At 47.0% G+C, this 25,378-nt stretch carries 24 protein-coding genes; all 24 read left to right on the top strand.

Annotation, left to right across the window (positions count from 1 at the left end):
- Positions 1-240 precede the first annotated feature (240 nt).
- The 24 genes from nadB (at position 241) to MHH57_RS00415 (ending at position 25,366) form a co-directional block, all read left to right on the top strand.
- Positions 241-1,854, top strand: coding sequence for an L-aspartate oxidase (gene nadB, locus MHH57_RS00300; protein ID WP_342434693.1), 1,614 nt, complete (start codon positions 241-243; stop codon positions 1,852-1,854).
- The gene (nadC, locus tag MHH57_RS00305) at positions 1,844-2,734 is read left to right on the top strand and encodes a carboxylating nicotinate-nucleotide diphosphorylase (protein WP_342434694.1); all 891 of its coding nucleotides are present in this window, start codon (positions 1,844-1,846) and stop codon (positions 2,732-2,734) included. The genes nadB and nadC overlap by 11 nt, the downstream gene beginning before the upstream one ends.
- 6 nt (positions 2,735-2,740) lie before the next feature.
- Positions 2,741-3,508: a type III pantothenate kinase gene (locus tag MHH57_RS00310; RefSeq protein ID WP_342434695.1), complete on the top strand. Its 768-nt coding sequence runs from the start codon at positions 2,741-2,743 to the stop codon at positions 3,506-3,508.
- A 218-nt stretch (positions 3,509-3,726) separates the two neighbouring features.
- On the top strand, positions 3,727-4,611 hold the full coding sequence (gene hslO, locus MHH57_RS00315; protein WP_025718327.1) for an Hsp33 family molecular chaperone HslO: 885 nt from the start codon (positions 3,727-3,729) through the stop codon (positions 4,609-4,611).
- A gap of 20 nt (positions 4,612-4,631) precedes the next feature.
- The gene (locus tag MHH57_RS00320) at positions 4,632-5,576 is read left to right on the top strand and encodes a peptidyl-prolyl cis-trans isomerase (protein ID WP_342434696.1); all 945 of its coding nucleotides are present in this window, start codon (positions 4,632-4,634) and stop codon (positions 5,574-5,576) included.
- Between the two features lie 239 nt (positions 5,577-5,815).
- The gene (gene cysK / locus MHH57_RS00325; RefSeq protein ID WP_134903395.1) at positions 5,816-6,754 is read left to right on the top strand and encodes a cysteine synthase A; all 939 of its coding nucleotides are present in this window, start codon (positions 5,816-5,818) and stop codon (positions 6,752-6,754) included.
- A 126-nt stretch (positions 6,755-6,880) separates the two neighbouring features.
- Positions 6,881-8,503, top strand: a complete 1,623-nt coding sequence (locus tag MHH57_RS00330) for an anthranilate synthase component I family protein (protein ID WP_342434697.1) — start codon at positions 6,881-6,883, stop codon at positions 8,501-8,503.
- A 5-nt stretch (positions 8,504-8,508) separates the two neighbouring features.
- Positions 8,509-9,084, top strand: a complete 576-nt coding sequence (pabA, locus tag MHH57_RS00335; protein WP_013308153.1) for an aminodeoxychorismate/anthranilate synthase component II — start codon at positions 8,509-8,511, stop codon at positions 9,082-9,084.
- A 3-nt stretch (positions 9,085-9,087) separates the two neighbouring features.
- Entirely contained in the window at positions 9,088-9,984 is an 897-nt protein-coding gene (locus tag MHH57_RS00340) for an aminotransferase class IV (protein ID WP_029514633.1), read from the top strand.
- Complete coding sequence (folP, locus tag MHH57_RS00345) at positions 9,981-10,847, top strand: dihydropteroate synthase (protein ID WP_342434698.1); 867 nt, start codon at positions 9,981-9,983, stop codon at positions 10,845-10,847. The genes MHH57_RS00340 and folP overlap by 4 nt, the downstream gene beginning before the upstream one ends.
- Before the next feature lie 448 nt (positions 10,848-11,295).
- Positions 11,296-11,658 carry a dihydroneopterin aldolase gene (gene folB / locus MHH57_RS00350; protein WP_013368705.1) on the top strand — a complete coding sequence of 121 codons (363 nt, stop codon included), beginning with the start codon at positions 11,296-11,298 and terminating at the stop codon, positions 11,656-11,658.
- 9 nt (positions 11,659-11,667) lie between these two features.
- Positions 11,668-12,216, top strand: coding sequence for a 2-amino-4-hydroxy-6-hydroxymethyldihydropteridine diphosphokinase (folK, locus tag MHH57_RS00355; RefSeq protein WP_029514636.1), 549 nt, complete (start codon positions 11,668-11,670; stop codon positions 12,214-12,216).
- On the top strand, positions 12,168-12,368 hold the full coding sequence (locus MHH57_RS00360; protein WP_185156379.1) for a helix-turn-helix transcriptional regulator: 201 nt from the start codon (positions 12,168-12,170) through the stop codon (positions 12,366-12,368). Before folK ends, MHH57_RS00360 begins: the two co-directional genes overlap by 49 nt.
- A gap of 44 nt (positions 12,369-12,412) precedes the next feature.
- Positions 12,413-13,441, top strand: coding sequence for a tRNA dihydrouridine synthase DusB (gene dusB, locus MHH57_RS00365; protein ID WP_209950323.1), 1,029 nt, complete (start codon positions 12,413-12,415; stop codon positions 13,439-13,441).
- A 214-nt stretch (positions 13,442-13,655) separates the two neighbouring features.
- A complete protein-coding gene (greA, locus tag MHH57_RS00370; RefSeq protein WP_013308160.1) occupies positions 13,656-14,132 on the top strand; it encodes a transcription elongation factor GreA in 477 nt (158 codons plus the stop codon).
- Positions 14,133-14,242: 110 nt separating this feature from the next.
- A complete protein-coding gene (lysS, locus tag MHH57_RS00375) occupies positions 14,243-15,769 on the top strand; it encodes a lysine--tRNA ligase (protein WP_029514639.1) in 1,527 nt (508 codons plus the stop codon).
- 85 nt (positions 15,770-15,854) lie between these two features.
- Positions 15,855-17,192, top strand: a complete 1,338-nt coding sequence (locus MHH57_RS00380; protein WP_342434699.1) for a TrkH family potassium uptake protein — start codon at positions 15,855-15,857, stop codon at positions 17,190-17,192.
- Positions 17,193-17,484: 292 nt separating this feature from the next.
- Positions 17,485-18,018: a hypothetical protein gene (locus MHH57_RS00385; RefSeq protein ID WP_318628332.1), complete on the top strand. Its 534-nt coding sequence runs from the start codon at positions 17,485-17,487 to the stop codon at positions 18,016-18,018.
- Between the two features lie 462 nt (positions 18,019-18,480).
- Positions 18,481-19,251, top strand: a complete 771-nt coding sequence (gene fabI / locus MHH57_RS00390; RefSeq protein WP_029514642.1) for an enoyl-ACP reductase FabI — start codon at positions 18,481-18,483, stop codon at positions 19,249-19,251.
- Positions 19,252-19,263: 12 nt separating this feature from the next.
- Complete coding sequence (locus MHH57_RS00395) at positions 19,264-20,724, top strand: class I adenylate-forming enzyme family protein (protein WP_341038277.1); 1,461 nt, start codon at positions 19,264-19,266, stop codon at positions 20,722-20,724.
- A 44-nt stretch (positions 20,725-20,768) separates the two neighbouring features.
- Complete coding sequence (locus MHH57_RS00400; RefSeq protein ID WP_341038278.1) at positions 20,769-21,992, top strand: aldehyde dehydrogenase family protein; 1,224 nt, start codon at positions 20,769-20,771, stop codon at positions 21,990-21,992.
- Positions 21,989-23,689 (top strand): thiamine pyrophosphate-binding protein, encoded by a 1,701-nt coding sequence (locus MHH57_RS00405; protein ID WP_069011243.1) that lies wholly within the window; start codon positions 21,989-21,991, stop codon positions 23,687-23,689. Before MHH57_RS00400 ends, MHH57_RS00405 begins: the two co-directional genes overlap by 4 nt.
- Before the next feature lie 23 nt (positions 23,690-23,712).
- Positions 23,713-24,954, top strand: coding sequence for a beta-ketoacyl-ACP synthase II (gene fabF, locus MHH57_RS00410; RefSeq protein WP_013308168.1), 1,242 nt, complete (start codon positions 23,713-23,715; stop codon positions 24,952-24,954).
- 4 nt (positions 24,955-24,958) lie between these two features.
- On the top strand, positions 24,959-25,366 hold the full coding sequence (locus MHH57_RS00415) for a 3-hydroxyacyl-ACP dehydratase FabZ family protein (protein ID WP_025721676.1): 408 nt from the start codon (positions 24,959-24,961) through the stop codon (positions 25,364-25,366).
- The last annotated feature ends 12 nt before the right edge of the window (positions 25,367-25,378 follow it).

Genomic DNA, 25,378 nt, shown 5'->3' on the forward strand with positions numbered 1-25,378 from the left:
TCCGGGGAACCAGGTATTATTGGTTTTCCGGAGCTTTTTAAATGGAAGATTATTGCTAACGTGATTTGACAGACACCGGAACGTTGTGTACATTTATTGTTAAATAAACGGCTGTCGTCTTCTTAGCTTATAAAAGCCAACAGCTGCTGCAATCGACTTTCTATTATTTTGAACATATACGTGAGCGCATACTGTAGAACCTATGGTGTGCGCTATTCTTCTGTGAAATCAGGTGAAGGCATGATTCCAAGATATCTAGTTGATTTTGATGTAGCGGAATTGACCCGATTGGAAGCCGACGTGTTAATTATCGGCTCGGGCATTGCGGGCTTATATACAGCCATTAAGGCTGCAGAGAATCGGAAGGTGTTGCTGATCACCAAGAAGACTTTGATGGAAAGCAACACACGTTATGCTCAAGGCGGCATTGCTGCTGTCACATCGGATGAGGATACACCTGCTTATCATATGCAGGACACCCTGATTGCTGGTGCAGGTTTGTGCGAACCAGAGGCGGTCAGAACGCTTGTCCATGAAGGTCCAGTTGGTATTCAAGAGTTAATACGTATGGGAACGGCTTTTGATCGTGTGGATGGTGAACTAGCATTGACACGGGAAGGAGCGCATAGCCATCGGCGTATTTTGCATGCGAATGGAGACGCTACGGGTTATGAAATTGTTCGTGCGTTGTCAAAGCAGGTTGCTGCTCATCCCGGTATCGAAGTGTGGGAAGAGTGCATGGTCATCGACCTGCTGACTGAGCATGGTGAGTGTATTGGGGCCCTCGTCCAAAAGCCAGGTGGGGAAAGGTCGTATATCACTGTTAATGCAACGATTTTGTGCTCAGGAGGTAGCGGGCAATTATACCGTTATACGACCAACCCGGATATTGCAACCGGGGATGGTATTGCTATGGCGTATCGCGCTGGGGCGATTGTCCGGGATATGGAATTCATACAGTTTCATCCTACGGCGTTGTGCCATCCGGGCGCTCCAAGGTTTCTAATTTCCGAAGCTGTACGGGGAGAAGGAGCCGTGTTACGCAATATTCACGGAGAACGCTTCATGGACAAGTATGATTCACGGCAGGAGCTTGCACCCAGAGATATCGTAGCTCGTGCTATCATTCATGAGATGGAACGCACCCAAGCTGCGTTTGTATACTTGGATATTACGCATGAGCCGCCTGAGCGGGTGAAGCGACGTTTTCCAACCATTTATCGGACATGTCTGTCATTTGGTTTGGATATGACGACAGACTGGATTCCCATTGCGCCTGCTGCCCATTATATGATGGGTGGTGTTCAGACCAATTTACACGGGGAAAGCTCCATTGCGCGTTTATTCGCCTGCGGGGAGACCTCTTCTACAGGTGTTCACGGAGCTAATCGTCTGGCGAGCAATTCGCTATCTGAAGCTATTGTATTCGCCAGTAGGATTATTGAGCGACTGCATTCATTGCCACCGCTGGTCGGCCATACGTTGATATCCTATAGCGATAACCGCACAGAGTTCCTGGCTTCATCCGTGGCGGAGCGGCGGCATAAGCTGCAAGAAGCAATGGTTCGTTATGCTGGAGTTCGTCGGCACGGCGAAGGGCTGCAAGCAGCATTAGATGAGCTGCAAGAGCAATTGCCTATTTTCGATGCTGTGATCGCTAGTCGGGAAGAGATCGAATTTGCCAATTTGCTCACATGTGCTTTATTAGTAACAGATAGTGCGCTACTGCGTGAGGAGAGCCGGGGAGCGCATTATCGCGAGGATTTTCCTGAGACAGATGATAGCGTCTGGCGAAAGCATGTTCAGCAGAGACGTGAGCAAGGGATAACGGAGGAGTACGTTCATGACATCTAACAGCGAGCTTTATGGAGAGTTTAGTGGATATCAGGAAGAACTGACGGCACAAATTCGCAGCTGGCTGCGAGAAGATACGGGCTCTGGCGATGTGACCACACGCTGGACGATTGAGCAGGGCCACCAATCCAAGGCTGTTATTCATGCCAAGGAGAGCGGCGTGGTTGCGGGTATACCCGTGGCTGCCCTTGTATTTCAGGTAGTGGACGCTTCCTTGTCGTTTACTCCGCTGGTAGTCGATGGACAGTGGATTGAAAAGGGGAGCGTTTTGGCAGAAGTAACGGGGAGTACCCATGCAATTCTGACCGGGGAGCGACTGGCGTTAAATTTGCTCCAACGGATGTCTGGCATTGCCACGCGGACTCGGGCTTTTATAGATCAATTACAAGGTCTGTCCACTCGCTTGGTGGATACACGTAAAACAACACCGGGACATCGACTGCTGGAGAAGTATGCTGTTCGTGTAGGCGGTGGCTCGAATCATCGCTTTGGTCTGTACGATGCTGTTATGATTAAGGATAATCATATTAAGGGCGCAGGTGGGATTGAACAAGCTGTGAGTCGAGCGCGCGCTAATATACCGCATACGATGACGATTGAAGTAGAGACGGAAGACATGAAACAAGTTCAAGAAGCCCTGGAAGCTGGGGCGGATATCATTATGCTGGATAACATGTCTGTCCCAGATATGAAGGAAGCCGTTCGGTTCATTCGTGAGCGGGCCCCACATGTCAAAACAGAAGCCTCGGGCAATGTATCGCTGGATACAGTGCGTGAGATGGCCGAGAGTGGCGTAGATGTAATTTCTGTAGGCAGGCTGACATACTCTTTTCATAGTCTGGATATCAGCCTTGACCTTAACGCAAAGAAAGATAGGTGACACCCATTGATTCTTGTAGTGGATGTAGGTAATACCAATATTGTTCTGGGGATGTACGAAGGGCGGGAGCTGTTGCACCATTACCGGATCAGTACCTCCAGACAGGCAACCGCAGATGAATACGGCGTACTCATACATAATCTTTTTAGTATGGGTGGCGTATTAAAGGATGACATCCATGGAGTTATTATTTCCTCTGTCGTTCCGCCATTGGTCCGTGTATTAGAAGAAATGTGCGATAAATATATAGGCAAAACGCCGTTAATCGTCGGACCGGGAATCAAGACCGGTCTTAACCTGTGTTATGAGAATCCGCGTGAAGTAGGTGCGGATCGGATCGTGAACGCTGTTGCGGCTGTCGAACGGTTCGGCGGGCCGCTGGTTGTGGTGGATTTTGGAACCGCGACGACGTTTGATTGTATTGACGATAAGGGAAACTACTTGGGTGGTGTAATAGTGCCGGGTATCGGAATTTCGACAGAGGCACTGTATCAACGGGCTTCCAAGCTGCCCCGTATCGAGTTGGAGAAACCCAAAAAGGTTATTGGTCGTAATACGGTTCATGCCATGCAAGCTGGGATTATCTTCGGTTATGCTGGGCAAGTGGATGGCATTGTGAGACGCATTAAGGAAGAAATGCAGGCGGAGCCTACGGTTATTGCTACCGGAGGTCTTGCAGAGCTAATCGCATCAGAGACAGAGAGCATTCAGAAAGTGTTGCCGATGTTGACGCTTGAAGGATTACGTATCATTTACCAACGTAACGCTGAATAAAAAAGTGGATATAAGCTGCCGCTGCGTCCAACCGATGATCTTATCGGTTTGGATTAGCGGCGTTTTTCGTCTATACTGAAATATGTTACGTTTTTGAACAATTCGCGTGATCTGTCGATGCAGGTTGTTTATATAGTAGGAAATTATGCTTCAATGATGAGCAATACTAACGAAAATAAGCAGCATAGCTGTCCTGGAGAATAGGGGAGGATATCAATATGGAAAATAAGCAGGATCGACTTATTCGTGGCACAGCCATGGATGGGAGGGTTAGAGCTTTTGCTGTTCGGACAACTCAATTGGTAGAGGAATTGCGGAGAAGACATGATACGTATCCAACGGCTACCGCTGCTTTGGGGCGAACCCTCACAGCAGGAGCTATTATGGGTTCTATGCTAAAAGGCAAAGAGCGATTAACCATTCAAGTTAAAGGTGATGGACCGATTGGGCAAATCGTCGTTGATGCCAATGCTGTAGGGGAAGTGCGAGGTTATGTTACTGAACCACATGTGCATTTGCCGAGCAATAGTATGGGCAAACTGGATGTAGCGGGTGCTGTAGGTACAGAGGGGTTCATTCATATCATCAAGGATTTGGGGTTAAAAGAACCGTATCGCGGCAGTACTCCGATTATTTCCGGTGAACTGGGTGAGGACTTTACCTATTACTTTGCCAAATCGGAGCAGACCCCGTCAGCGGTGGGCTTGGGTGTGCTGGTAGATACTGATAACTCGGTTATTGTGGCCGGTGGATTTATTATCCAATTGCTTCCAGGCTTGAATGATGATGAGATAACTGCGATCGAAAATGCAGTCAGCTCCATTCCGCCCGTTACCGCTTTGCTGGATCAAGGGTTGGAACTTGATGAAATGCTGCGCTGGATGTTGCCGGACGTTCGGATTCTCGATGAATTGGATATCCATTTTCAATGTGAGTGTTCACGTGAGCGCGTGGAAAAAACATTGATCAGTTTGGGAGAAAGCGAACTAGAGCAGTTAATTGAGGAAGAAGGACAGGCTGAGGTCGTATGTCACTTTTGTAATGAGGCTTATCAGTTTAATAAAGATGAGCTGCAAAATCTGTTAGATCAAGCCAAAGCCTAACCGGATGGGCGGTGCAAGCGATGACTACACGGGAAAAGGGATTATGGACAGCTGTCATTATTCTGACCGTTAGCGTCGCCGCCTTGGGTGGTCTTATCATGCTTCGGGGGCTGTCAAAGCCGGGTGATGTAAGCAAGGATGACGGCGATCATACTGTGGCGGAGATGGGTCAGGAAGGCATATCGGAGGAACAGTGGGTAGCGGAACTGAAAAAGCGATATGGAACCAATACGCTGTTGCAAATGTTGAATCGTAAAGCCGTGCAGGCTGAAACCAAGCGTCTCGGTATCAAGATCACCCAAGAGGACTTACAGCAGGTGCTGGAGCAGGATAGTAAAGGGTATGACTCAGATCATACCTACTTTGATGAAATGCAGCGACAGTTTGGCTTAGATCCGGTTGACTTGCGGAATGAAGCGGAATACCGGATTGGTTTGGAGAAAATAGCTACGCAGGGTATTCAAGTTCAGGAAGCTGAGATTGACGAGTATTGGGAGCAGCATCCCGAGGAATTTGCCGTCGGTAAGCAGATCCAATTGGCAGCTCTTTATGTGGATAATGCGGAGGAAGCAGAAGCGTTGCTAGACCGGGTTAAGCAGGGGGAGAGCTTCGATGTGCTGATTCAAGAGCATTCAGGTAAGCCTTTCGACAAAGATAGTAGTGGACAGCTGGGATGGGTGGATGAATATGATCCATTGCAACCGGAGGCGATTATGAAGGCGGCGAGAGAGCTAAGCTCTGGGGATGTTGCGGGTCCAATCTCTGTTAACGATTGCTATGCTGTCATTTATGTACAGGATGTCCGGTTGAAGAATTCCTCGGATAAGCAGCAGATCCGGCAGCAAATTCGTCGATCTCTTGCGCTTGCACAAGCCGCTCCTTTGGAAGAGGTTGAGAAGAGTCTGCGTGATAAGTATGGAGCGCGTATTTTATCTGGAAAGAATGCATCCTCCGCTTCTCTGTAACGTAGTGAAAGAATATTGGTTTGAAGGAAGCGCGATGCTGATAACGCGGGTTGACAGCATCGCAGCTTACTCACTTGTATTGACATTGGAATTGAAGATTGTTATGATTAGCGTATAAAACCCACTATTTTTATCGGAAATTAAATGAACGGTACAAAATTAAAGTGATTGACTAAGAATGATCTACAATATGATTTCGCACTTTTTAATATATCATCTACAGTCAGGGAGGAATTATCATGGCTAAAGTTGTTAATAACATCACCGAACTTATCGGGGAAACCCCCCTCGTTCGCCTCAACCGGATCGTACCGGAAGATAGCGCCGAAATCTATTTGAAACTGGAATATCAGAACCCAGGCTCCAGTGTAAAAGACCGTATTGCGATTAGTATGGTAGAAGAAGCTGAACGTGAAGGTCTGCTTAAGCCAGGCGGTACCATTATTGAAGCAACTAGCGGTAATACAGGAATCGGCTTGGCTATGGTTGCTGCTGCGAAGGGCTATAAAGCAGTCATCGTTATGCCAGAAACGATGAGCATAGAGCGTCGTAATTTGTTGCGCGCTTATGGAGCCGAACTTGTGTTAACACCAGGATCAGAAGGCATGAACGGGTCCGTTAAGAAAATGGAAGAATTGCTGAGTGAAAATCCGGATTATTTTGCTGCTGAGCAGTTCAAGAACAAAGCTAATATCAAAATTCACCGTGAAACGACCGGTCCTGAGATTGTGGAAGCCATTCGTTCCATTGGCGGAACTCTGGACGCTTTTATAGCGGGAATAGGTACTGGCGGAACCATTTCTGGAGCCGGTGAAGTGCTTAAAAAAGAATTCCCTGATATTAAAGTTGTGGCCGTAGAACCTGCCTCTTCCCCGCTGTTAGCAGGCGGTAAGCCAGGACCCCACAAGATCCAAGGGTTGGGTGCCAACTTTATTCCTGAAATTTTAAACCGTGATATCTATGATGAAATTATTCATGTAGAAAACGATGAAGCTTTCGAGGTAGCACGTAGAGTGGCCAAGGAAGAGGGCATTTTGTCCGGTATTTCATCTGGCGCGGCTGTCCATGCGGCTTTGAAACTTGCTAAGCGATTGGGCAAGGGTAAACGGATCGTTGTCATTATTCCAAGTAATGGAGAACGTTACCTGAGTACACCACTATACAATTTCGAGCTGTAATTATGTCGTAATTGTGTATACTATACGTAAGGATTCCCTCATTTCCCTGTTGCAGGGGAGTGGGGGTTTCTTTTTAAGGAGAGAATGTAGACTTATTGAAAAGTAGGGAAGGGGAAGCACACACGGATGAAATCGACAGCTAGAGTGACGGAGGCGCAGTGGCAGGTTTGGCAGGAGGAGGGCTGGAGCATACTTCCCTATATCGCTGAGTACCCATTACCCGTGGGAGGGCTACCGTCATCGTGGCGGAAGGCTTGGGAGGATTCCTCGCCATATGCTTTTTTGCTGGAGAGCGCTAAAGGTGGGAGGTACACCTATCTGGCCTTAAATCCGGTTGCTATATTGGAAGGCAAGGGAGAACATGCAGTTTGGACTGATTTGCAAAGTGGGAAGCATGGAGATCTACATGGTCAACCTTTGAAAATCATGAACAACTGGATCGCTCCTTACCGTGCACCGCGTGTACCTGGCATGCCCTTTTTCTCTGGAGGATTTGCGGGTTATCTTGGATACGATGTAGCTCGCTCGTTGGAGCGTTTGCCATCTCAAGCTGCAGACGATACGGGCATACCTGATTATGTATGGATGAGGGTGGATGAGCTATGGATTTATGATCACGAAAAATCCTGCATATATTGTGCTGTTCATATGCCCAATCCTGCCCGCTCCGGTGAATTCAGTAGCCAGACTGATTTGGCTAATGAGCTTATGGTGGATGAGACCATATCGATACTTGGCAAACTCTATGCGGAAGCGGTCCAACGTGCAGAACGCATGCTGACTCAGTGGAAGAACATCATACATGCGGGAGAGACTGATCCAGCTCATCCTCGCCGTTGTGCTAGGCTCGCCGGAGAAGGGCTAGAGGCTGCTCATCAAGAATCTGAAGGTTGGACAGCGGCATTCAACCAACAAGATTTTGAACAAGCCGTGAAACGTGTGCAGGAATACATTGCCCAAGGGGATGTATTCCAGGTTAATTTGTCGATTCGTCAGCAACGTGCGCTTACAGCCCTCCCTGAAAATATATATGAATGGCTTCGTCTGCTGAATCCTTCCCCTTATATGGGTATGCTGCGTATGCCAGATTTACGGATCGTTAGTGGCTCGCCAGAATTGTTGGTGAAGCTAGAGGGTGGACGTGTGAGCGCCCGACCTATTGCAGGTACGAGAAGAAGGGGGCTAACACCGGATGAAGATGCCGCTATGGCAGCAGAGCTTCTATCAAGCGAAAAAGAACGCGCCGAGCATATTATGCTCGTCGATCTGGAGCGTAACGATATCGGACGGATTGCCGAATACGGATCGGTGCATGTGCCTGAACTGCTGACTGTCGAATACTATTCGCACGTTATGCACCTGGTATCTCAGATTGAGGGAAAATTAGCCCCGGGTCGTACAGCTATAGATGTAATTGCGGCTACCTTTCCAGGCGGAACCATTACCGGGGCACCCAAGGTGCGTACCATGGAAATTATTGAAGAATTAGAGCCCGTTCGTCGGGGTCCTTATACAGGGTCCCTTGGATGGATTGACTATAACGGCAATATGGAATTAAATATTATAATAAGAACACTAGCTGTTAAAGGCAGCACTTCCTATTTACAGACAGGTGCGGGGATCGTCATTGACTCAGACCCGTACAGGGAATATCGGGAATGTCGGAACAAGGCCAGAGCTGTCATGAAGGCGGTACAATGTGGTGAAGAAGAAGCCGCTTTGAGCAGAAGCGGTATCACAGGAGGGTGAGTCGTATGATTTTGGTGATTGATAATTATGATTCGTTTACGTACAATCTTGTTCAATATTTGGGTGAACTTGGCGAAGAAGTAACCGTAAAACGGAACGATGAGATTGATGTGAAAGGCATAGAAGAGCTGGCACCAGAGCATATTTTGATCTCGCCGGGTCCATGCACGCCGAATGAGGCAGGGATATCACTGGATGTGATCAGCCATTTTAAAGGTCGCATTCCGATTTTTGGCGTTTGCCTCGGCCACCAGGCCATCGGACAGGCTTTTGGCGGTAAGGTTATCCGGGCTGAACGACTCATGCACGGTAAAACCTCACCGATTCTTCATCACAATACGTCAGTATTTGAAGGCTTGCCTTCTCCGTTCACAGCAACCCGGTATCACTCATTGCTGGTAGAGCGCGAGAGTCTGCCTGAGTGTCTAGAGATCACCGCTGAAACCGCAGAAGGTGAAATTATGGGTTTGCGGCATAAAGAATTTGCCGTAGAAGGAGTTCAGTTCCATCCAGAATCCATTATTACGGATTACGGGCATCAGCTGTTACGCAATTTCCTAAAACGCAAGGTAGGCGTTTGATTCATGAAATATATCGGAGTCAACGGCGTCCTCACGGAAGCCGCAAAAGCCGTGGTTCACGTAAGTGATCACGGCTTTTTATACGGAATGGGCTTGTTTGAAACATTCCGCACCTACAAGGGTGCCCCATTCTTGCTGGATCGGCATCTGCATCGACTACAGGAAGGCTGCCGAATGCTCGGCATTCCTTTTCAACCTGATGAGGAGCAGCTTACGAAACACATCCAGCATCTGATGGTGGCAAATGGGTTGGATGAAGCCTACATCCGTTACACCGTATCAGCGGGTGAAGAGGTGCTAGGATTGCCGACGGGTGACTATACGCGTCCCAACCATATTTTGTTTGCCAAGCCGTTGCCCTCTACCAATACACAAATTGGGCAATCGACTTCCCCATCGGCGCTTCAGTTGTTGCGAATCCCCAGAAACACTCCAGAGGGTGAGGTTCGCTTGAAGTCGCTCCATTATATGAATAATATTCTTGCGAAACGGGAACTTCAGCAGTATGCCGAAGCTGTCCGTTATAAGGCTGAAGGAATGATGCTTACGGCCAATGGTTTCCTGGCAGAGGGAATGGTCAGCAATCTGTTCTTTGTGCGGAATAATACGCTGTATACCCCTGACTTGTCTACAGGGATTCTGCCAGGCATTACGCGTGAATTCATTTTGGAGCTGGCGCATCTGCGAGACATTCCTTGTGAGCAGGGCCTGTACCGCTGGGACGAGTTGAAACAGGCTGATGAAATTTTTATGACCAACTCTATACAAGAAATACGGCCCGTGGATTTGTTGTTGGAGCCGGGAGGAACAACGAATCATTTTTCGGTTCCCTTGACGCAGCCCAGGTCCATAACAGCTTTGTTGTTGCACGATTATAGACAGAAAGCAGGGATCAAGTGAACATACCGACCCTTTATCAACGTAGTTACCGAATGGGGGATGCCGAGCTTACACTCGGACATTCCACACAGATCATGGGTATACTGAATGTGACCCCGGATTCATTTTCCGATGGAGGATTACATTATAACCCGGAGATTGCTGTTTTACATGCATTGAAGCTGGTGGAGGATGGAGCCGATATCATTGACATTGGCGGGGAGTCTACCCGTCCCGGTCATGATCCAGTAGGTGTGGAAGAGGAGCTGGCTCGGGTCATTCCGGTCGTCCAGGCCATCCATCGTATCGCACCGCACATTCCATTATCTGTAGATACTTACAAAGCTGAAGTAGCCAGAAAGGCACTCGAAGCTGGCGCACATATCATTAATGATGTGTGGGGGTTTAAGGCAGACCCTGATATGGCACGTGTAGCTTCAGAATTCGATTGCCCGGTCATTTTGATGCATAATCGTCATGACCGTAACTATAGTGATTTGGTTTCTGATATGCTGTCCGATTTAAAAGAAAGTATCCGATTAGCACTGGATGCGGGTGTACGTGAGGAACAGATTATTTTAGACCCAGGCATCGGTTTTGCCAAGGATTACGATGAAAATATTCATGCCATGACTTCTCTCGATAGATTGAGTCAGCTGGGCTTTCCGCTGTTATTGGCTACGTCGCGCAAAAGATTTATTCGTACAGCACTAGATTTGCCTGTGAATGATGTGGTGGAGGGCACGGCAGCTACTGTTGCTTTTGGCATTGCTCAAGGGTGCCAGATTGTGCGTGTACACGATGTGGCACAAATCAAGCGCACCGTACGTATGTGTGATGCGATGGTGTACGGGTCTAAAAATGCACTGAGTTATGGTGGTTAGGAGACGCTTCATGAATGATTTGATCCTGTGATCGCTGTTGCAACGGGATTTTTTGAATTGGTAAAACATGCAACTGTAGGAATCCCGTTGAGTATATGCTTACGATGTAGCTTTTCCTTGAAAAGCTTTGGAGGCGAGCGCTACGCTTCTCCGGATTCAAATCCTTCATTCCGCTACAACGCACCATAAAGTCACTGTATTTTTTAGAGAGAAATTAATGTAAGAAGAACGGAAAAAATAGTAGAACGAAAACGAAGTGGACGGAATGGTGCTGTACAAGCGAAGCGGTCGCCTTTGTGCCAGGATTCCAACCATTTTACCCTAATATAGGGAAATCTGGGCACAACAGCGATGGGAAGTACCATCCGACCGCGTAGTGGCGCCGCGTGTACACCTTTAGTTGAGCTTATTTAGAAAAATCTAATAAATAACAGGGGGCCTACCCACAATGGATAAAATGAAATTGCATCGTATGGAGTATTACGGATATCATGGCGTTTTTCCAGAGGAACGTAAGCTGGGACAACGTTACTATATTGATTTGGAACTGGAGCTTGATCTGCGTGAAGCGGGTGAGCAGGATGCTTTGGACAAAACGGTTAATTACGCCGAGGTGCATTACACCGTTAAAGATATTGTAGAAAAGGAGTCTTACCAATTGATTGAAGCTTTGGGCGAACGTATTGCATCTTCCCTACTGGACACTTATACTAGTGTCAATGCACTGACTGTCAAAGTCACGAAGCCGCATCCGCCATTTGATATTCATTTTCAAGGCGTGACGGTTGAGCTTTATCGCGCAAGAAAGTAGGAACGATACATGAATGCACATTCGACCTCTGAGGCATCAGAGGCTTATATTGCTTTAGGGGCTAATTTGGGGGAGCGCGAGCATACCCTGTATGAAGCCATTACGGCGCTGGACGAACATCCGGGTATCCGGGTAATACGGTGCTCCAGCCTGTACGAAACAGAGCCTGTTGGGTATCTGGATCAACCTTCTTTTTTGAACATGACGGTAGCCCTATCTACAACACTTGCTCCAGAGGAGCTTCTGGTATATATGCTGGAGGTGGAGAGTCGTCTGGGGAGAGTAAGACATATTCCTAATGGTCCACGAACCATTGATCTGGACTTGTTATGGATGGGAGCGGCACAACTGGCTACACCGGATTTGGAGCTTCCTCACCCTCGCATGTTGGAGCGTGCTTTTGTACTGGTTCCCTTGGCTGACATCGTTCCGAACCAAGATCCGTCCGGTCTGTACAGTATCGTGCATACTGCATTGAATTCTGTGGATGGAAAGGACGGCATACAGCTTTGGAAAACATGCAGCTGGCGCAACGACTCCGCGCCTTTCGGAAACTAAAAGGGTTCACACAGCAGGAGTTGGCAGAGCGTACCGGTATATCTTTGACTGTATTAGGTGCTGTGGAGCGAGGCAATCGTACAATAGACTTAGACATGCTGAACATTATCGCCCAAACGCTAGAAATTGAAGTCCGGGAACTGACAGAATGACGATAAATAATGATACAAAAGAAAGAATAAAGGGGTGAACAGATATGTTGAAAATCGGCGGTATTGAAATGAAAAACCAAGTCGTTCTGGCTCCGATGGCAGGCGTGTGCAACCCTGCTTTTCGCCTGATCGCCAAGGAATTCGGTACAGGCTTGGTATGTGCAGAGATGGTTAGTGATAAGGCGATCATTCACGGCAACAAGCGTACACGTGAGATGCTGTTTGTAGATGAGCGCGAGAAGCCGCTTAGCTTGCAAATTTTCGGAGGCGACCGTGAAACTCTGGTGGAAGCAGCGAAGGTCGTAGATCAGGAAACGAATGCAGATATTATTGATATCAATATGGGTTGCCCGGTTCCCAAAGTGACCAAATGTGATGCAGGTGCTCGTTGGCTGCTCGATCCAAACAAGATTTATGAAATGGTATCGGCGGTAGTGGAATCAGTAAACAAGCCGGTTACTGTGAAAATGCGTATTGGTTGGGATAGTGAGCATATTTATGCCGTAGAGAACGCTCGCGCTGTTGAACGTGCCGGAGGACAGGCCGTTAGCGTACATGGCCGTACACGGGAGCAACTGTATACGGGACTTGCGAATTGGGATATTATAAAAGAAGTTAAAGAAGCAGTTTCCATTCCTGTAATTGGAAATGGCGATGTGGCATCACCGGAAGATGCTCGCCGTATGCTGGATTTGACCAATTGTGATGGCGTTATGATCGGACGCGGTGCTCTGGGAAATCCGTGGATGCTTTACCGTACGATTGAGTACTTGCAATCAGGTGAGCTGTTGCCCGATCCTTCACCGGAAGAAAAAATTCGTATTGCCATTCTGCATATGGATCGTCTGGTTGCTTTGAAGGGTGAAGCAGTAGCTGTTCGTGAAATGCGCAAGCATCTGGCTTGGTACCTCAAGGGGCTTAAAGGTTCAGCACGTATTAAGGATGTCATTATGGAAGAAACAAAGCGCGACGATATGGTACGTATTTTGGATCAATTTGTATCTCAATTGCACATGGTAGAAAACGATGAGCCTTTTACAAGTGCTGCATCTCCTGCTGCTGTTGCGCAATAAGGAAGATGTTCCTGCCTGTGCGCGCGATTGACTTTTCCAATTGCTTGCCCTATAATCGTTCAGTATAAAATCTTGATGTATGCTACAAATTGTGTGCAGCTCTCAAGACAACAGCAGGAAATGTTCTCATTCCCTCAGAGTGGCATATTATGTTTTGAAAGCGTGCATTCCGATGCACTTTTAAACTTTTCCCATGACAGGAGAATCGGTTAAGATGAGCGATAAAGAAGTCATTCTGACACAGGAAGGTCTTAGGAAGCTCGAAGATGAGCTTGAGAACTTAAAGTCTGTCAAACGCCGCGAAGTGGCTGAACGGATTAAGGTAGCCATCGGATACGGAGATATTAGTGAAAACTCCGAATATGAGGATGCGAAGAATGAGCAGGCCTTTATTGAAGGCCGTGTAATTACGTTGGAAAAGATGCTACGCAATGCCCGCATTATCAATAGTGATGAAATTGACACCGATGTTGTGGGAGTAGGCGCAACTGTGACTGTTGAAGATTTGGAATTCGGAGATATTACAGAGTATGCTATCGTAGGTTCTGCCGAATCTGACCCGCTACAGAACAAGATTTCGAATGAAAGTCCGGTTGGCAAGGCAATTCTCGGTAAGAAAAAGGGAACTGTTGTGGATGTCACCGTTCCAGCAGGCGTTATTCAATATAAAATCGTGGATATCAAGAAATAAGACACGGACTTTGGAATTTAATGTAAAAGCTTCCTTGTGGAAGCTTTTTTTCTCTACACCCGGACGGACCCCGGCCCGTCTATTCATATTGAAGGAGCTGATTTAGCACCATGTCGGATGAAACTACTAACCAGGAAACACAAGAAAACCGCGAGGAATTAAGTGAATTATTGCAAATTCGTCGTGCCAAATTGGACGAGCTTCGCTCATTGGGCATTGATCCTTTTGGACGCAAATACATACGCACGGCTGAAGCGGGCGTACTACTGAGCAAGTATGACAGTTTGACTAAGGAAGAACTGGAAGAAAAGAATATTGAAGTTAGCATAGCAGGCCGCATTATGGCTAAACGTGTTATGGGAAAAGCCAGCTTTGCTCATATACAGGATCTTAGCGGACGTATTCAAATTTATGTTCGTCAAGACACAGTACCTGAATCCAAATATAAAGCATTTGGCATTTTGGATCTGGGCGATATTGTTGGTGTTAAGGGTGTGCTCTTTAAGACCAAAACAGGCGAAACGACAATCAAAGTGCTGGATATTGAGGTCTTGTCCAAATCCTTGTATCCATTACCAGAGAAATATCATGGTCTGAAAGATGTTGAATTGCGTTACCGTCAGCGCTATGTCGATCTGGTTATGAACCCTGAAGTACAAAAAACGTTCATTACACGGTCCCGTATTATTCAATCCATGCGTCGTTATCTCGATTCGCTCGGCTATTTGGAAGTTGAAACCCCAACATTACATTCCATTGCTGGCGGAGCGGCGGCGAAGCCATTTGTTACGCACCATAATGCATTGGACATGCAGCTTTATATGCGTATTGCTATTGAGCTCCATTTGAAACGACTAATTGTCGGCGGAATGGAGAAGGTATATGAGATCGGTCGTGTTTACCGTAATGAAGGTATTTCGACCCGCCATAACCCTGAGTTTACGATGATTGAGCTGTATGAAGCGTATGCTGATTATAAAGATATCATGCAATTGACGGAAAACATGGTTGCACATATTGCGCAAGAAGTACTGGGCACACAGCACATTCAATATCAAGGCCAGGAAGTGGATCTGACGCCGCAATGGCGCAGAGTCTCCATGGTTGATGCTGTTAAAGAAGTAACAGGCGTAGACTTTAGCGTGCAGATGAGTAATGAAGAAGCTCATCGTCTTGCGAAAGAGCACAAAGTTCCGGTCGAACCACACATGACCTTTGGCCATATCCTGAATGCATTCTTTGAGCAGTTCGTAGAAGAAACGCTCATTCAGCCGACCTTTATTACTGGACATCCGGTTGAAATCTCGCCGTTGGCCAAGAAAAACGAACAAGATCCGCGGTTTACGGATCGCTTCGAGCTGTTCGTGGTCGCTCGTGAGCATGCGAATGCGTTTACTGAGCTGAATGATCCAATCGACCAGCGCCAACGTTTTGAAGCTCAATTGCTGGAACGTGAGCACGGTAACGATGAGGCTCATGAAATGGATGATGACTTTATCCGCGCCTTGGAATACGGTATGCCGCCAACAGGCGGATTGGGCATCGGCATCGATCGTTTGGTCATGTTGCTGACAGATGCGCCTTCCATTCGCGATGTGCTGCTTTTCCCGCATATGCGTAACCGTACAGTAGAATAACATAACATTATGAATATAGAGGATCAGCCGGGTTTCCCGTGTCTTGTTCCTCTTTTTCATAAGAACGGATGGAGAGAATACTCTAATGAAACGCAGCGTCAAGCTTAGTCGGTTCGCATCGCCTCCTTTTATATTGGTCATTGGATATTTATTGATTATTGCATTGGGTACTTTGCTACTGATGCTTCCTGTTGCCAATCATAGTGGTCATGCTCCGCATTGGATTGATTCGCTTTTTACGTCCGTCTCAGCCGCTTGTGTCACAGGACTGGTCGTCGTTGACGTCGATTCAACGTATACGATGTTTGGCGAAACCGTCATTTTGGTGCTGATGCAGCTAGGCGGGCTGGGGTTTATGACCTTAGCGACCTTGTTTGCGCTGTTATTGGGGCGGCGATTATCGCTGAAGGATCGGTTGCTGCTTAAGGAGGCTATTAATGCCGATAGCATGGAAGGGATCGTGCGTATTATTCGCAAGGTGCTGATCTTTTCTTTTACCATTGAGGCGATAGCTGCCGTTGTCTTGGCTTTGCGGTGGATGCGAGAAATGCCTGTCGGACAAGCGATATATTATGGAATATTCCATTCCGTATCCCTCTTTAATAACGGGGGATTCGATCTGTTCGGGACTAGCTTCCAACAATACGCTGGAGATTTTGTCTTCAATATGATTGCATCTGTGCTCGTTATATCAGGAGGCTTGGGTTTCCTGGTGCTTAGCGATCTGTTCGATTTTCGCCGTACCCGGAGACTGTCTCTACACTCCAAAATGGTGCTAAGCGTGTCGGGAGTGCTCATTGTGATTGGTGCGCTGGTTTTATTTATTTTTGAGTTTACCAATGCACGAACCTTGGGTGCACTGAACTGGGAAGGCAAAGTATATGGAGCTGTCTTTCAATCGGTCTCCACGAGATCATCGGGTACGAGCACAGTCGATATCAGCGGGTTAAGGCAGGCAAGTCAGTTTTTTATTATGTTGCTGATGATTATCGGTGCTTCTCCAGGCTCAACTGGAGGAGGAATCAAAACGACTACGTTTCTGCTTATGGTAGGTGCGCTAATCGCCGTCATGCGAGGACAGAAGGAAATCGTGTTTTTCCGTCATAGGGTCCCCAAAGATATCATGATGCGGGCGCTGACCATTATTGTACTAGCCCTATTTATATTCTCGATTGTGGTTATACTGCTCTTAATGACAGAGGATGGCCCATTTCTCTCCCTGGCATTTGAGGCTGCTTCCGCAATTGGAACGGTAGGGTTGTCCGTAGGAGTGACGCCAGGATTGTCTGATGCAGGCAAGCTGATTATTTGTGTGACCATGTTTATTGGTCGGATTGGTCCTCTTACGATTGCCTATGCCATTCGTCCACGCTCGACCAAGACATTGTACCGTCGTCCCGAAGGGCATATTGTAATTGGATAATGTATCTGTAAAAAAGATGTACCCGTGCTGAGTAGCATAGGTACATCTTTTTTCATTTCAGATCATCATCATTCTTTATGGGTAGCATATGATGTAAAATGCCCATTTTGAGAACGAGACGAAATAGTTTGAACAGATACTGTTTTTCACAGAAAAAACGGCTATTTGTTTCCTTTTATGTAATTATAGACAAAATACTAGGAATATTATGTATAATATTGTATGATAGTGGGCATGAAAGGGGGATAGTTGAGGTGAATACCAATTTCTAATTTGAAAGGAATCGTCCATTATGTATTTATTTATTATTAGTGCTGAGGTTTTGTTTTGGGTTTTTGTTGTTGCAGGGTTAGTCGCAAGGTATATGTTTGGGTTGAAGAAATTAGGTGGGCTTCTTTTACTCTTTACCCCAATTATTGATATCCTGTTACTAATTGCGGTGTTCATCACGGTGAAAAGTGGCATGGAGATTACGACTGCTACTGGCTTGGCGGCCTGTTATTTTGGTATTACAGTAGCATTTGGTCATAGGTTAATTAAGTGGGCGGATGTACGGTTCTCCCATTGGTTTGGTAAGGGACCCAAGCCTGAACGCAAGTATGGTGCTGCTCATGCAAAAGAGGAACGGATAGGTTGGTTGCTTCACCTTTTGGGCTGGGCTATAGGTAATGCTTTGTTGCTCGCCATCATTGTGTATGTTGATGATCCACAGCGTACGGCGTCTTTGGAGGGCATTATGCAAACATGGGCGATCGTTCTGGTAATCGACTTTGTTGTCTCCTTTAGCTACACTTTAGCTCCCAAAAAACAAAAGCGTAGTCTATAAAGGTTAAGGTTTTACACTTAGATGATATCTGGCTGGTCACTCAGGATGTTCAAATCGGGAGAGTCATTGTTGGTGAAAATGAAGTGGTTACTTCCGGTAGTGGGGTGAGTCTGTCATCGGAATGTAAATATTTACAAAAATATGCGGATTTTATGTTTAACTTACTTTGACAGTCACCTTATTTTCGCCTCGCTATCTTTTTTCACACACATGTATCCCTTTCGATTTGAACACAGACCAACAGAAGCAACACAATTATTTTTTGTGAGATGACAGACAGCATACATGATGTGTTACACAAATTTTAAAATAAATTTTGTGATTTGCCTAAAACGTCGCCTATCTAAGTTTGGCAATTAACGCGATAATATTCCAGGAAAGATTACATATGTCTATAAATGTAGACATACGCAATTAAGTTGTTATTTTGTTTAATAATGTAAAAAAAGAAAGGTGGTTTCTGTGGCAGTACTACTGAGCGGTAAGAACATTTTGATTATGGGCGTGGCTAATAACAGGAGTATTGCTTGGGGGACAGCTCAATCTTTAGCTGCTGAAGGGGCACAACTCATTTTTACTTACGAAAATGAGAGGGTTGCAGAGCGGGTACTAAAGCTTGCTGAAACCATTCCGGGAGCACTGGTCTGTCCTTGCGATGTACAAAGCAATGAAGAGCTTGATGCATTGGCGGATTTTCTAAAAGAAAAAGTAGGCGTGTTGCATGGTTATTTTCACAGTGTCGCCTATGCTAAGGCTGAGGATTTGGATGGCTTGTTCGTTGACACTTCTCGCGAGGGATTCGCCGTTGCACAAGAAATCAGCGCCTATTCCTTGGCTGCTGTATCCCGTCGAGTGTACCCACTGATGACAGAGGGTGGGAGTATCGTCACCATGACGTATATTGGCGCAGAACGAGCGATCAAAAATTACAATGTTATGGGTGTGGCGAAGGCTTCACTGGAAGCCAGCATGCGCTATCTGTCGAATGATCTGGGCACATATGGCATTCGTGTAAATGCGATTTCCGCTGGTCCGATACGGACTTTGGCTGCCTATGGCATTAAGGATTTTAACACAATGCTCAAACATATTGAAGAAACTACGCCCTTACGCAAGACGGTTGATACGTCTGAAGTCGGAGATACGGCGTTATTCCTATTTTCCCATTTATCGAGAGGCATTACGGGTGAAGTTATCCATGTAGATGCTGGATACCATATTACGGGGATGTAAGGAGGGAACGTTGTGCTTATTACGCATACGGATTGCCGGATTATCTCATCTGAAGGAATTATGACCAGGGAGCGTCTGGAGCGAGACGTTACGATCTTCTCCCGGATGTTGACTCTCAGAGGCATTCCCGAAGACGGTAGAGTGATTCTGAAAGCGGCCAATTCTTATTGGTTTGTTGTGTCTCTGTTCTCCCTGTGCAATATCGCTGTTTCGGTGACTGTGGTGGACGAGCAGACTGTGCTCGATGAGGTGGCCCAAATCTATGATGAAGCGGATGCCTGTTGCATCCTTACGGATTCCGATTTAGAACTTCCTCATGCACTCGTTATTCTGATTCAAGATCTGATTCAAGAAGAAACAGTGCACCCGGATTGGGTGGGAGAGCCAAAGCTTGAAGCCCTCGACTTTAACAAGTGGTGCGAGAGGCCAGATGCGCTCATTCTGTATTCTTCAGGTACGACGGGAAAACCCAAGGGAATCGTGAAAGCTGGTTCAGCTTTTATGGAGAACATCAGGCATTCCATACACGCCATGAACTACCTACCGTCTGACCATATGCTCCCCGTTGTGCCTTTCTCTCATTTTTATGGAATCTCACTTATCTTCTCCTGGTGGTTAACCTCATGTTCTCTCATCATCTGCAATCCAAAAAACCTCTGGAGCGTCATTGCAAGTATTACGAAAGACCGGGCGACGGTCGTAGATGCTAACCCCTCTGCTTTTTACACCTTGTTGCGTATGCTAAACCGAAAACCCGAACAACTGGAAATGGTCAAGGAAGCCCCGGTGCGCATGTGGTGCGTAGGCGGTTCTCCACTTACCCAAGACCTTGAAGAGAAATTTAACAACATATTTGGACAGCCCCTGCTGAATGGTTACGGTCTTTCTGAACTGGGCAACGTTACGCTGGGGACGCTAGAGTGTCCGAAGGGTTGTGGACTACCATTACCTGGTGTGGATTTGAAAATACTAGATTCTACAGGCAAACAGCAGACGGACGGTGTCGTAGGCGAAGTGTGGATACGCAGTGCTGGATGCATGGAAGGTTATCTGAATCGTCCAGACCTGACGCAATCCGTTCTACAGGACGGTTGGTTCAAGACGGGGGATCTGGGCTATCTGGATGACGGAATGCTGTATGTCATTGGACGCAGCGGCAAGACGGTCAACCGGATGGGCTATATGGTATCTCCGGTCTATATTGAGGACCGGATTGGTTCGTTAGGTTACCGATCCTGCGTGATCACCTTGGAGGATGAGGCTAAAGGGACATTACTTGTTGCCTTCATCGAAGGCGAATCCTTGCAAGCCTTGTCTGTACTCCGCAAAGAAATAAATCGTGTGCTCCCTTCATACATGTTTCCCGATCTTTTGCTTCCGCTTGACCACTTTCCTTTAAATCGCAATGGAAAAGTGGATCGTTTGGAGATGGAGCGTATTGCCCTGGGAAAAGTTGCTTCTCGCAAGGTATAGCAAGATATTTACCAAAACCGCATATAGGAAAGGGAGAATGTGCCATGAATATAAATCCAGAATTGGCAGAAAACACACTGTTTTTGGAAAGGCATGAATCTATTCTGAAATGCCTCAATTATTTGATTGAAAATCGGCAGGAAGTGATGGATATTCTCACGCAATTTTCATCCTATCGGGCCGCCAATGCAGAAATTGACTCCACGATCCTCACACTTCAAGGTGCTCTGCAAGAAGTGCAGATCTATCAGCCAAGTCGGCAACGATCTATGGCTGTATTCATGCCTTCCAACGTCATTCTATACTCCTATGCATTATACCTTTTGATTCCGTCCCTGTACGTTGAAAATATAGACTTTCGCCCTTCTTCTCACGTAAATGAGTACGTCAACATGCTGCATGAAAAGCTTCAGGCTGTACATGGATTACCCATCTATATTCGTAAAGTTAGCCAGAAGGTGTTCATGGAGAATTCCGTTATGCCAGCTGATATTGTGGTGTTCACCGGAAGCTATACCAATGCAGAGAAGATCAAAAAACAGATTCGAAAAGATCAGCTCTACATTTTTTACGGACAAGGGCTAAATCCTTTCATTATCGGGCCTGATGCAGATCTGGAGCTGGCGGTTACCGATGTAATCCGAATGAGATTGTTCAACTCTGGACAAGACTGCCTAGGCCCCGACATCATTCTGGTACATCAAGATGTGAGTGAGCATTTCAAAGATCTGCTGATTCAACAGCTTGACCAACTCGTGTTTGGAGCCAACAATGATCCGAACGCAAACTATACCCCTATATTCTACAAAGACACGCTATATTCGGTTTCTGAGTATTTTAACACGAACGACAAATTTATTATTTACGGCGGCGGCATTGATTTCCGTACGAAAAAGATGGAGCCAACGGTTGTATATAGTGAATTGGATCAGAATCTGGAGATTATTGAGTATTTTTCGCCAGTCTTCAATGTAGTTAGCTACCAAGACGACGAGCAACTGATCAAGCGTATTTCCTCCAGTTATTTCAGTGAACGTGCAATGGGTTGCAGCTTATACGGATCGGAGCACCTGACTGACGTTCTACGAAAGAAGCACACATTGACCATTAATCAGACGCTTGAGGATGTGGATCAAGGCAATAAGCCTTTTGGTGGCTACGGCACGATGTCGAACTATATTTTTTACGATTTCAAGCTCATTTCGAAGCCGATCTTGATTTCAGAAATTGTCGCAGAATATTTGTCGGAAAAGAGGAGTTTGGTATGACTGCGAGCTTCTTCCCCTGGGATGCCATTATTGGCTACTTAAAATCGGCTGGGGTTCAGCATCTCTTTGGATTACCAAGTGATGATCTCAAAATCGTATCGTCACTCCCCTCATCCGGTATGGATTTTATTTTGTGCAAAGATCAACGTAATGCTGTGTTCATGGCAGCAGGTTATGCGCTCACCACCAACCAGATGTCCGTATGTGTTGTGGGGAAAGGCCCTGCGCTCAGTAATACACTTACAGGGCTGCTGGAAGCCAAGAACCTGGGCGCTCCGCTCCTGCTTCTGGCGCTTGGTACTGGCGGAGACAAGCTGGGTACCCGATCCTTTCAGGAAGCCGATCAAATCTCACTCGTGAAGCCGCTCGTAAAATGGGCTTATCGTGTCGAGCATGTGGATCGGCTTGTATGGGCGATGGAGCGGGCTGCCTTTTTGGCTATCAATGGAGCACCGGGTCCTGTCTATATCGAACTCCCTGAAAACCTGATGGACCAGCCTGTGCCAACAGGGCTTCAGTTTACCCCACCAGAAAAGCTGTCGTGCTCTCCGTCTCGTCGGGAGTTGGATGCGGCTTGGGCGATTATAAAGACGGCGCGCAGGCCGCTCATTCTAGTCGGAGGGGGAATGAAGTCAGGTACAGGTGATGTGATTGAGCGGTTCGCTCACCAACATGGAGCGGCCTTGTTCGCAACTGCCTCGGGACGGGGTGTAGTGGATGAAGAACACGAACTTTTCTGCGGTGTTGCCGGACTCTATACGGATCTCAGTCTAAGACAAATCTGGAAGGAATCTGATGTGGTGATCACACTGGGCAGCCGCTTGGAAGAAACGGCTACGTTCGAGTGGGATATTCTGCTACAGGATACACCTTTGATTCAAGTCAATGTAAATCTGGAGGATTTTGCACACGAATACAGGGGTATCAAAGTGCTTGGTGATGGATATGCAGCAGTGGAGCAATGGCATGATCGGCTAGGGCAGAAGCCTGATGGAGTGTGGCTTGAAACAATCAGGAGCTGTAAAGAGAAGGCTTTTTCTCATAGGGCTATCTATCTGGAGGAATTGCAAAAGGCTCCTGGGATCCACGTTCCTGAGCTGTTGGACATGATTCAGACGGAGTTCCCCGAAAATCTGGTGCTTCTTCAAGAGAATGGATTGCAGGATATGTGGTCCTATTTTTATCCATATTTCCGCTTTGCCCAAGGCTCTCTTTCGATTGTTCCTAGTGATCAAACGAGTCTTGGATTCGGTGCGGCGGCTGCTCTGGGAGCAAGCGTGGCAACACAACGTCCAGTAGTGGCACTTGTAGGTGACGGTGCGTTCAATCTCTTCTGTTCGGATTTTATGACGGCGGTGGAGTATCAAATACCATTAATCTATGTCGTACTCAATAATGGTGGGTATGGTTGGTTACAGAATCAGATGAATTATAAGCATCTCACAGGGCAGTCCCTCCCGTTTGTTTCTGAGGCGGCCAAGACAGGAATTCAAATTCCTCAGTACGAGTTTGTGGAAAGCCTTGCAATTCGGAGTAAGGGAGAGGCACGGGAACAGCTTCAGCTTGCTTGGCAAAAGTATCAGGAGAACAAGCTTGTGGTCGTCGAGGTATATGCTGATCTTGCGGATGTGCATGAAAAAATCAGTCATGTGTATGGCGACTTTCCTCTCTACGAGCAACAGGCTTCCAAGAATTAATTTCAACGAAGGACGTGGATACAGTGAGAAGACGTGTTGTAGTGACTGGACAGGGAGTCGTAACGCCGGTCGGGCTTAATCTTACGGATTTCTGGAATTCACTGTTAGAAGGAAAAAGTGGAATCGGACCTGTCACTGCTTTCGATACAGCGGACATTCCGACAAAGATCGGTGCACAGGTTACGGGCTTTGACCCATTGCAATATATGAGCAAGAAGGAAGCTAATAAAGTTGCACAGTTCACTCAGTTTGCTTTGGCGGCTGCCCGGCAGGCAGTGGAGCAATCGAAATTAGTGATTGATGAGCGGAATGCAAGTCGCGTGGGGGTTATTGTCGGCTCTGGAGCAGGCGGCCTCGACGTTATAGAGGAGAACTATGGGAAATTAACAAAGCTTGGTCCCAAAAGAGTTTCTCCTTATTTTGTTTCCTCGATGATGATTAATTCAGCACCTGGTGAAATCTCCATTGCTATCGGAGCCAAGGGGCCTTCTTTTGCTGTGGTTACGGCTTGTGCCACAGGAAGTAATGCCATTGGTGAAGCATTACGTACGATCCAGTACGGTACGGCTGATGTCGTGGTTGCTGGTGGAGCAGAAGCCAATTTTAGTCAGCTTGATCTGGCATCTTTTGCGAATATCCATGCTCTCTCCAGACGTAATGAAGAGCCGCAGAAGGCCAGTCGTCCGTTTGATGTGGATCGCGATGGATTCGTCATCGGTGGAGGAGCAGGAGTCTTGGTGCTGGAGGAGTTGGAATATGCTTTGAACCGCGGAGCCACCATTCTGGCCGAAGTTGTGGGTTACGGATGCACAACGGATGCGTATCATATCACGGCTCCAGATCCCTCTGGCTCCGGCCCGGCAGAAGCGATCAATATCGCACTGCAGGATGGCGGCTTAACACCGCAGGAAATCGACTACGTCAATGCCCACGGTACGAGTACGCCATTTAATGATCGTATGGAGATTAATGCTATTCAAAAAGTATTCGGGGAGCATGCCCCCCGTTTGGCGATATCGTCTATTAAATCCATGACTGGTCATTTAATGGGCGGTGCAGGGGCAGTCGAATTAATTGCGACTGTGCAGAGTATGATTCACAGCAAAGTACCACCGACACTCAATTGCGACAATCCTGAGGCTCCTGAATTGAACTTTGTGCCGCATGTATATCAGGAACGCGAGGTCCGCGCGGCGATTAGCAATTCATTTGGTTTCGGAGGGCACAACGTCTGCCTTGCTGTTCGCAAGTGGGAAGGGGAATAAGCCTGTGAGCGAAGAGCTAATCCATATCCCGGATGTGCTTCCGCACCGGTACCCATTTCTTCTGTTGGATGGCGTGACCGGGTACGAAACGTCGCAATGGGCGAAGGGATACAAGCTTGTCACCTGGAGTGAGTGGTTCATTACTGACACTAACCCATACATGCCTCCTATGTTGATTGTGGAGTCGCTTGCACAATTAGCGGCATTCGCTGCGATTGATAAAAAAGGCATTTCATACCTGACTAACCTCAATGGAATTCGATTCCACAGCTTGGCCAAGCCTGGAGACCGAATTGATCTCTATTTTGAAGTGATCAAGCGTCGGCGGGGCTATATTCTCGGAAGCGGTCGGGCTTCCGTAGGGGATCGATTGGTGGTTGAGGCGGAAGAAATTGTTTCACTGGATCAATGACGGGGTGGAAGC

It is taken from the genome of Paenibacillus sp. FSL H7-0442, from assembly GCF_038593105.1.
Lineage (GTDB): Bacteria > Bacillota > Bacilli > Paenibacillales > Paenibacillaceae > Paenibacillus > Paenibacillus polymyxa_D.

Bases quoted from the DNA above. Each gene is read 5' to 3' on its own strand.
- MHH57_RS00405 (WP_069011243.1), top strand. From the start codon at position 21,989: ATGACTGCGAGCTTCTTCCCCTGGGATGCCATTATTGGCTACTTAAAA.
- cysK (WP_134903395.1), top strand. From the start codon at position 5,816: ATGGCTAAAGTTGTTAATAACATCACCGAACTTATCGGGGAAACCCCC.
- greA (WP_013308160.1), top strand. From the start codon at position 13,656: ATGAGCGATAAAGAAGTCATTCTGACACAGGAAGGTCTTAGGAAGCTC.
- folB (WP_013368705.1), top strand. From the start codon at position 11,296: ATGGATAAAATGAAATTGCATCGTATGGAGTATTACGGATATCATGGC.
- nadB (WP_342434693.1), top strand. From the start codon at position 241: ATGATTCCAAGATATCTAGTTGATTTTGATGTAGCGGAATTGACCCGA.
- MHH57_RS00385 (WP_318628332.1), top strand. From the start codon at position 17,485: ATGTATTTATTTATTATTAGTGCTGAGGTTTTGTTTTGGGTTTTTGTT.
- lysS (WP_029514639.1), top strand. From the start codon at position 14,243: ATGTCGGATGAAACTACTAACCAGGAAACACAAGAAAACCGCGAGGAA.
- folK (WP_029514636.1), top strand. From the start codon at position 11,668: ATGAATGCACATTCGACCTCTGAGGCATCAGAGGCTTATATTGCTTTA.
- MHH57_RS00340 (WP_029514633.1), top strand. From the start codon at position 9,088: ATGAAATATATCGGAGTCAACGGCGTCCTCACGGAAGCCGCAAAAGCC.
- dusB (WP_209950323.1), top strand. From the start codon at position 12,413: ATGTTGAAAATCGGCGGTATTGAAATGAAAAACCAAGTCGTTCTGGCT.
- MHH57_RS00330 (WP_342434697.1), top strand. From the start codon at position 6,881: ATGAAATCGACAGCTAGAGTGACGGAGGCGCAGTGGCAGGTTTGGCAG.
- nadC (WP_342434694.1), top strand. From the start codon at position 1,844: ATGACATCTAACAGCGAGCTTTATGGAGAGTTTAGTGGATATCAGGAA.
- hslO (WP_025718327.1), top strand. From the start codon at position 3,727: ATGGAAAATAAGCAGGATCGACTTATTCGTGGCACAGCCATGGATGGG.
- pabA (WP_013308153.1), top strand. From the start codon at position 8,509: ATGATTTTGGTGATTGATAATTATGATTCGTTTACGTACAATCTTGTT.
- MHH57_RS00320 (WP_342434696.1), top strand. From the start codon at position 4,632: ATGACTACACGGGAAAAGGGATTATGGACAGCTGTCATTATTCTGACC.
- MHH57_RS00380 (WP_342434699.1), top strand. From the start codon at position 15,855: ATGAAACGCAGCGTCAAGCTTAGTCGGTTCGCATCGCCTCCTTTTATA.
- MHH57_RS00400 (WP_341038278.1), top strand. From the start codon at position 20,769: ATGAATATAAATCCAGAATTGGCAGAAAACACACTGTTTTTGGAAAGG.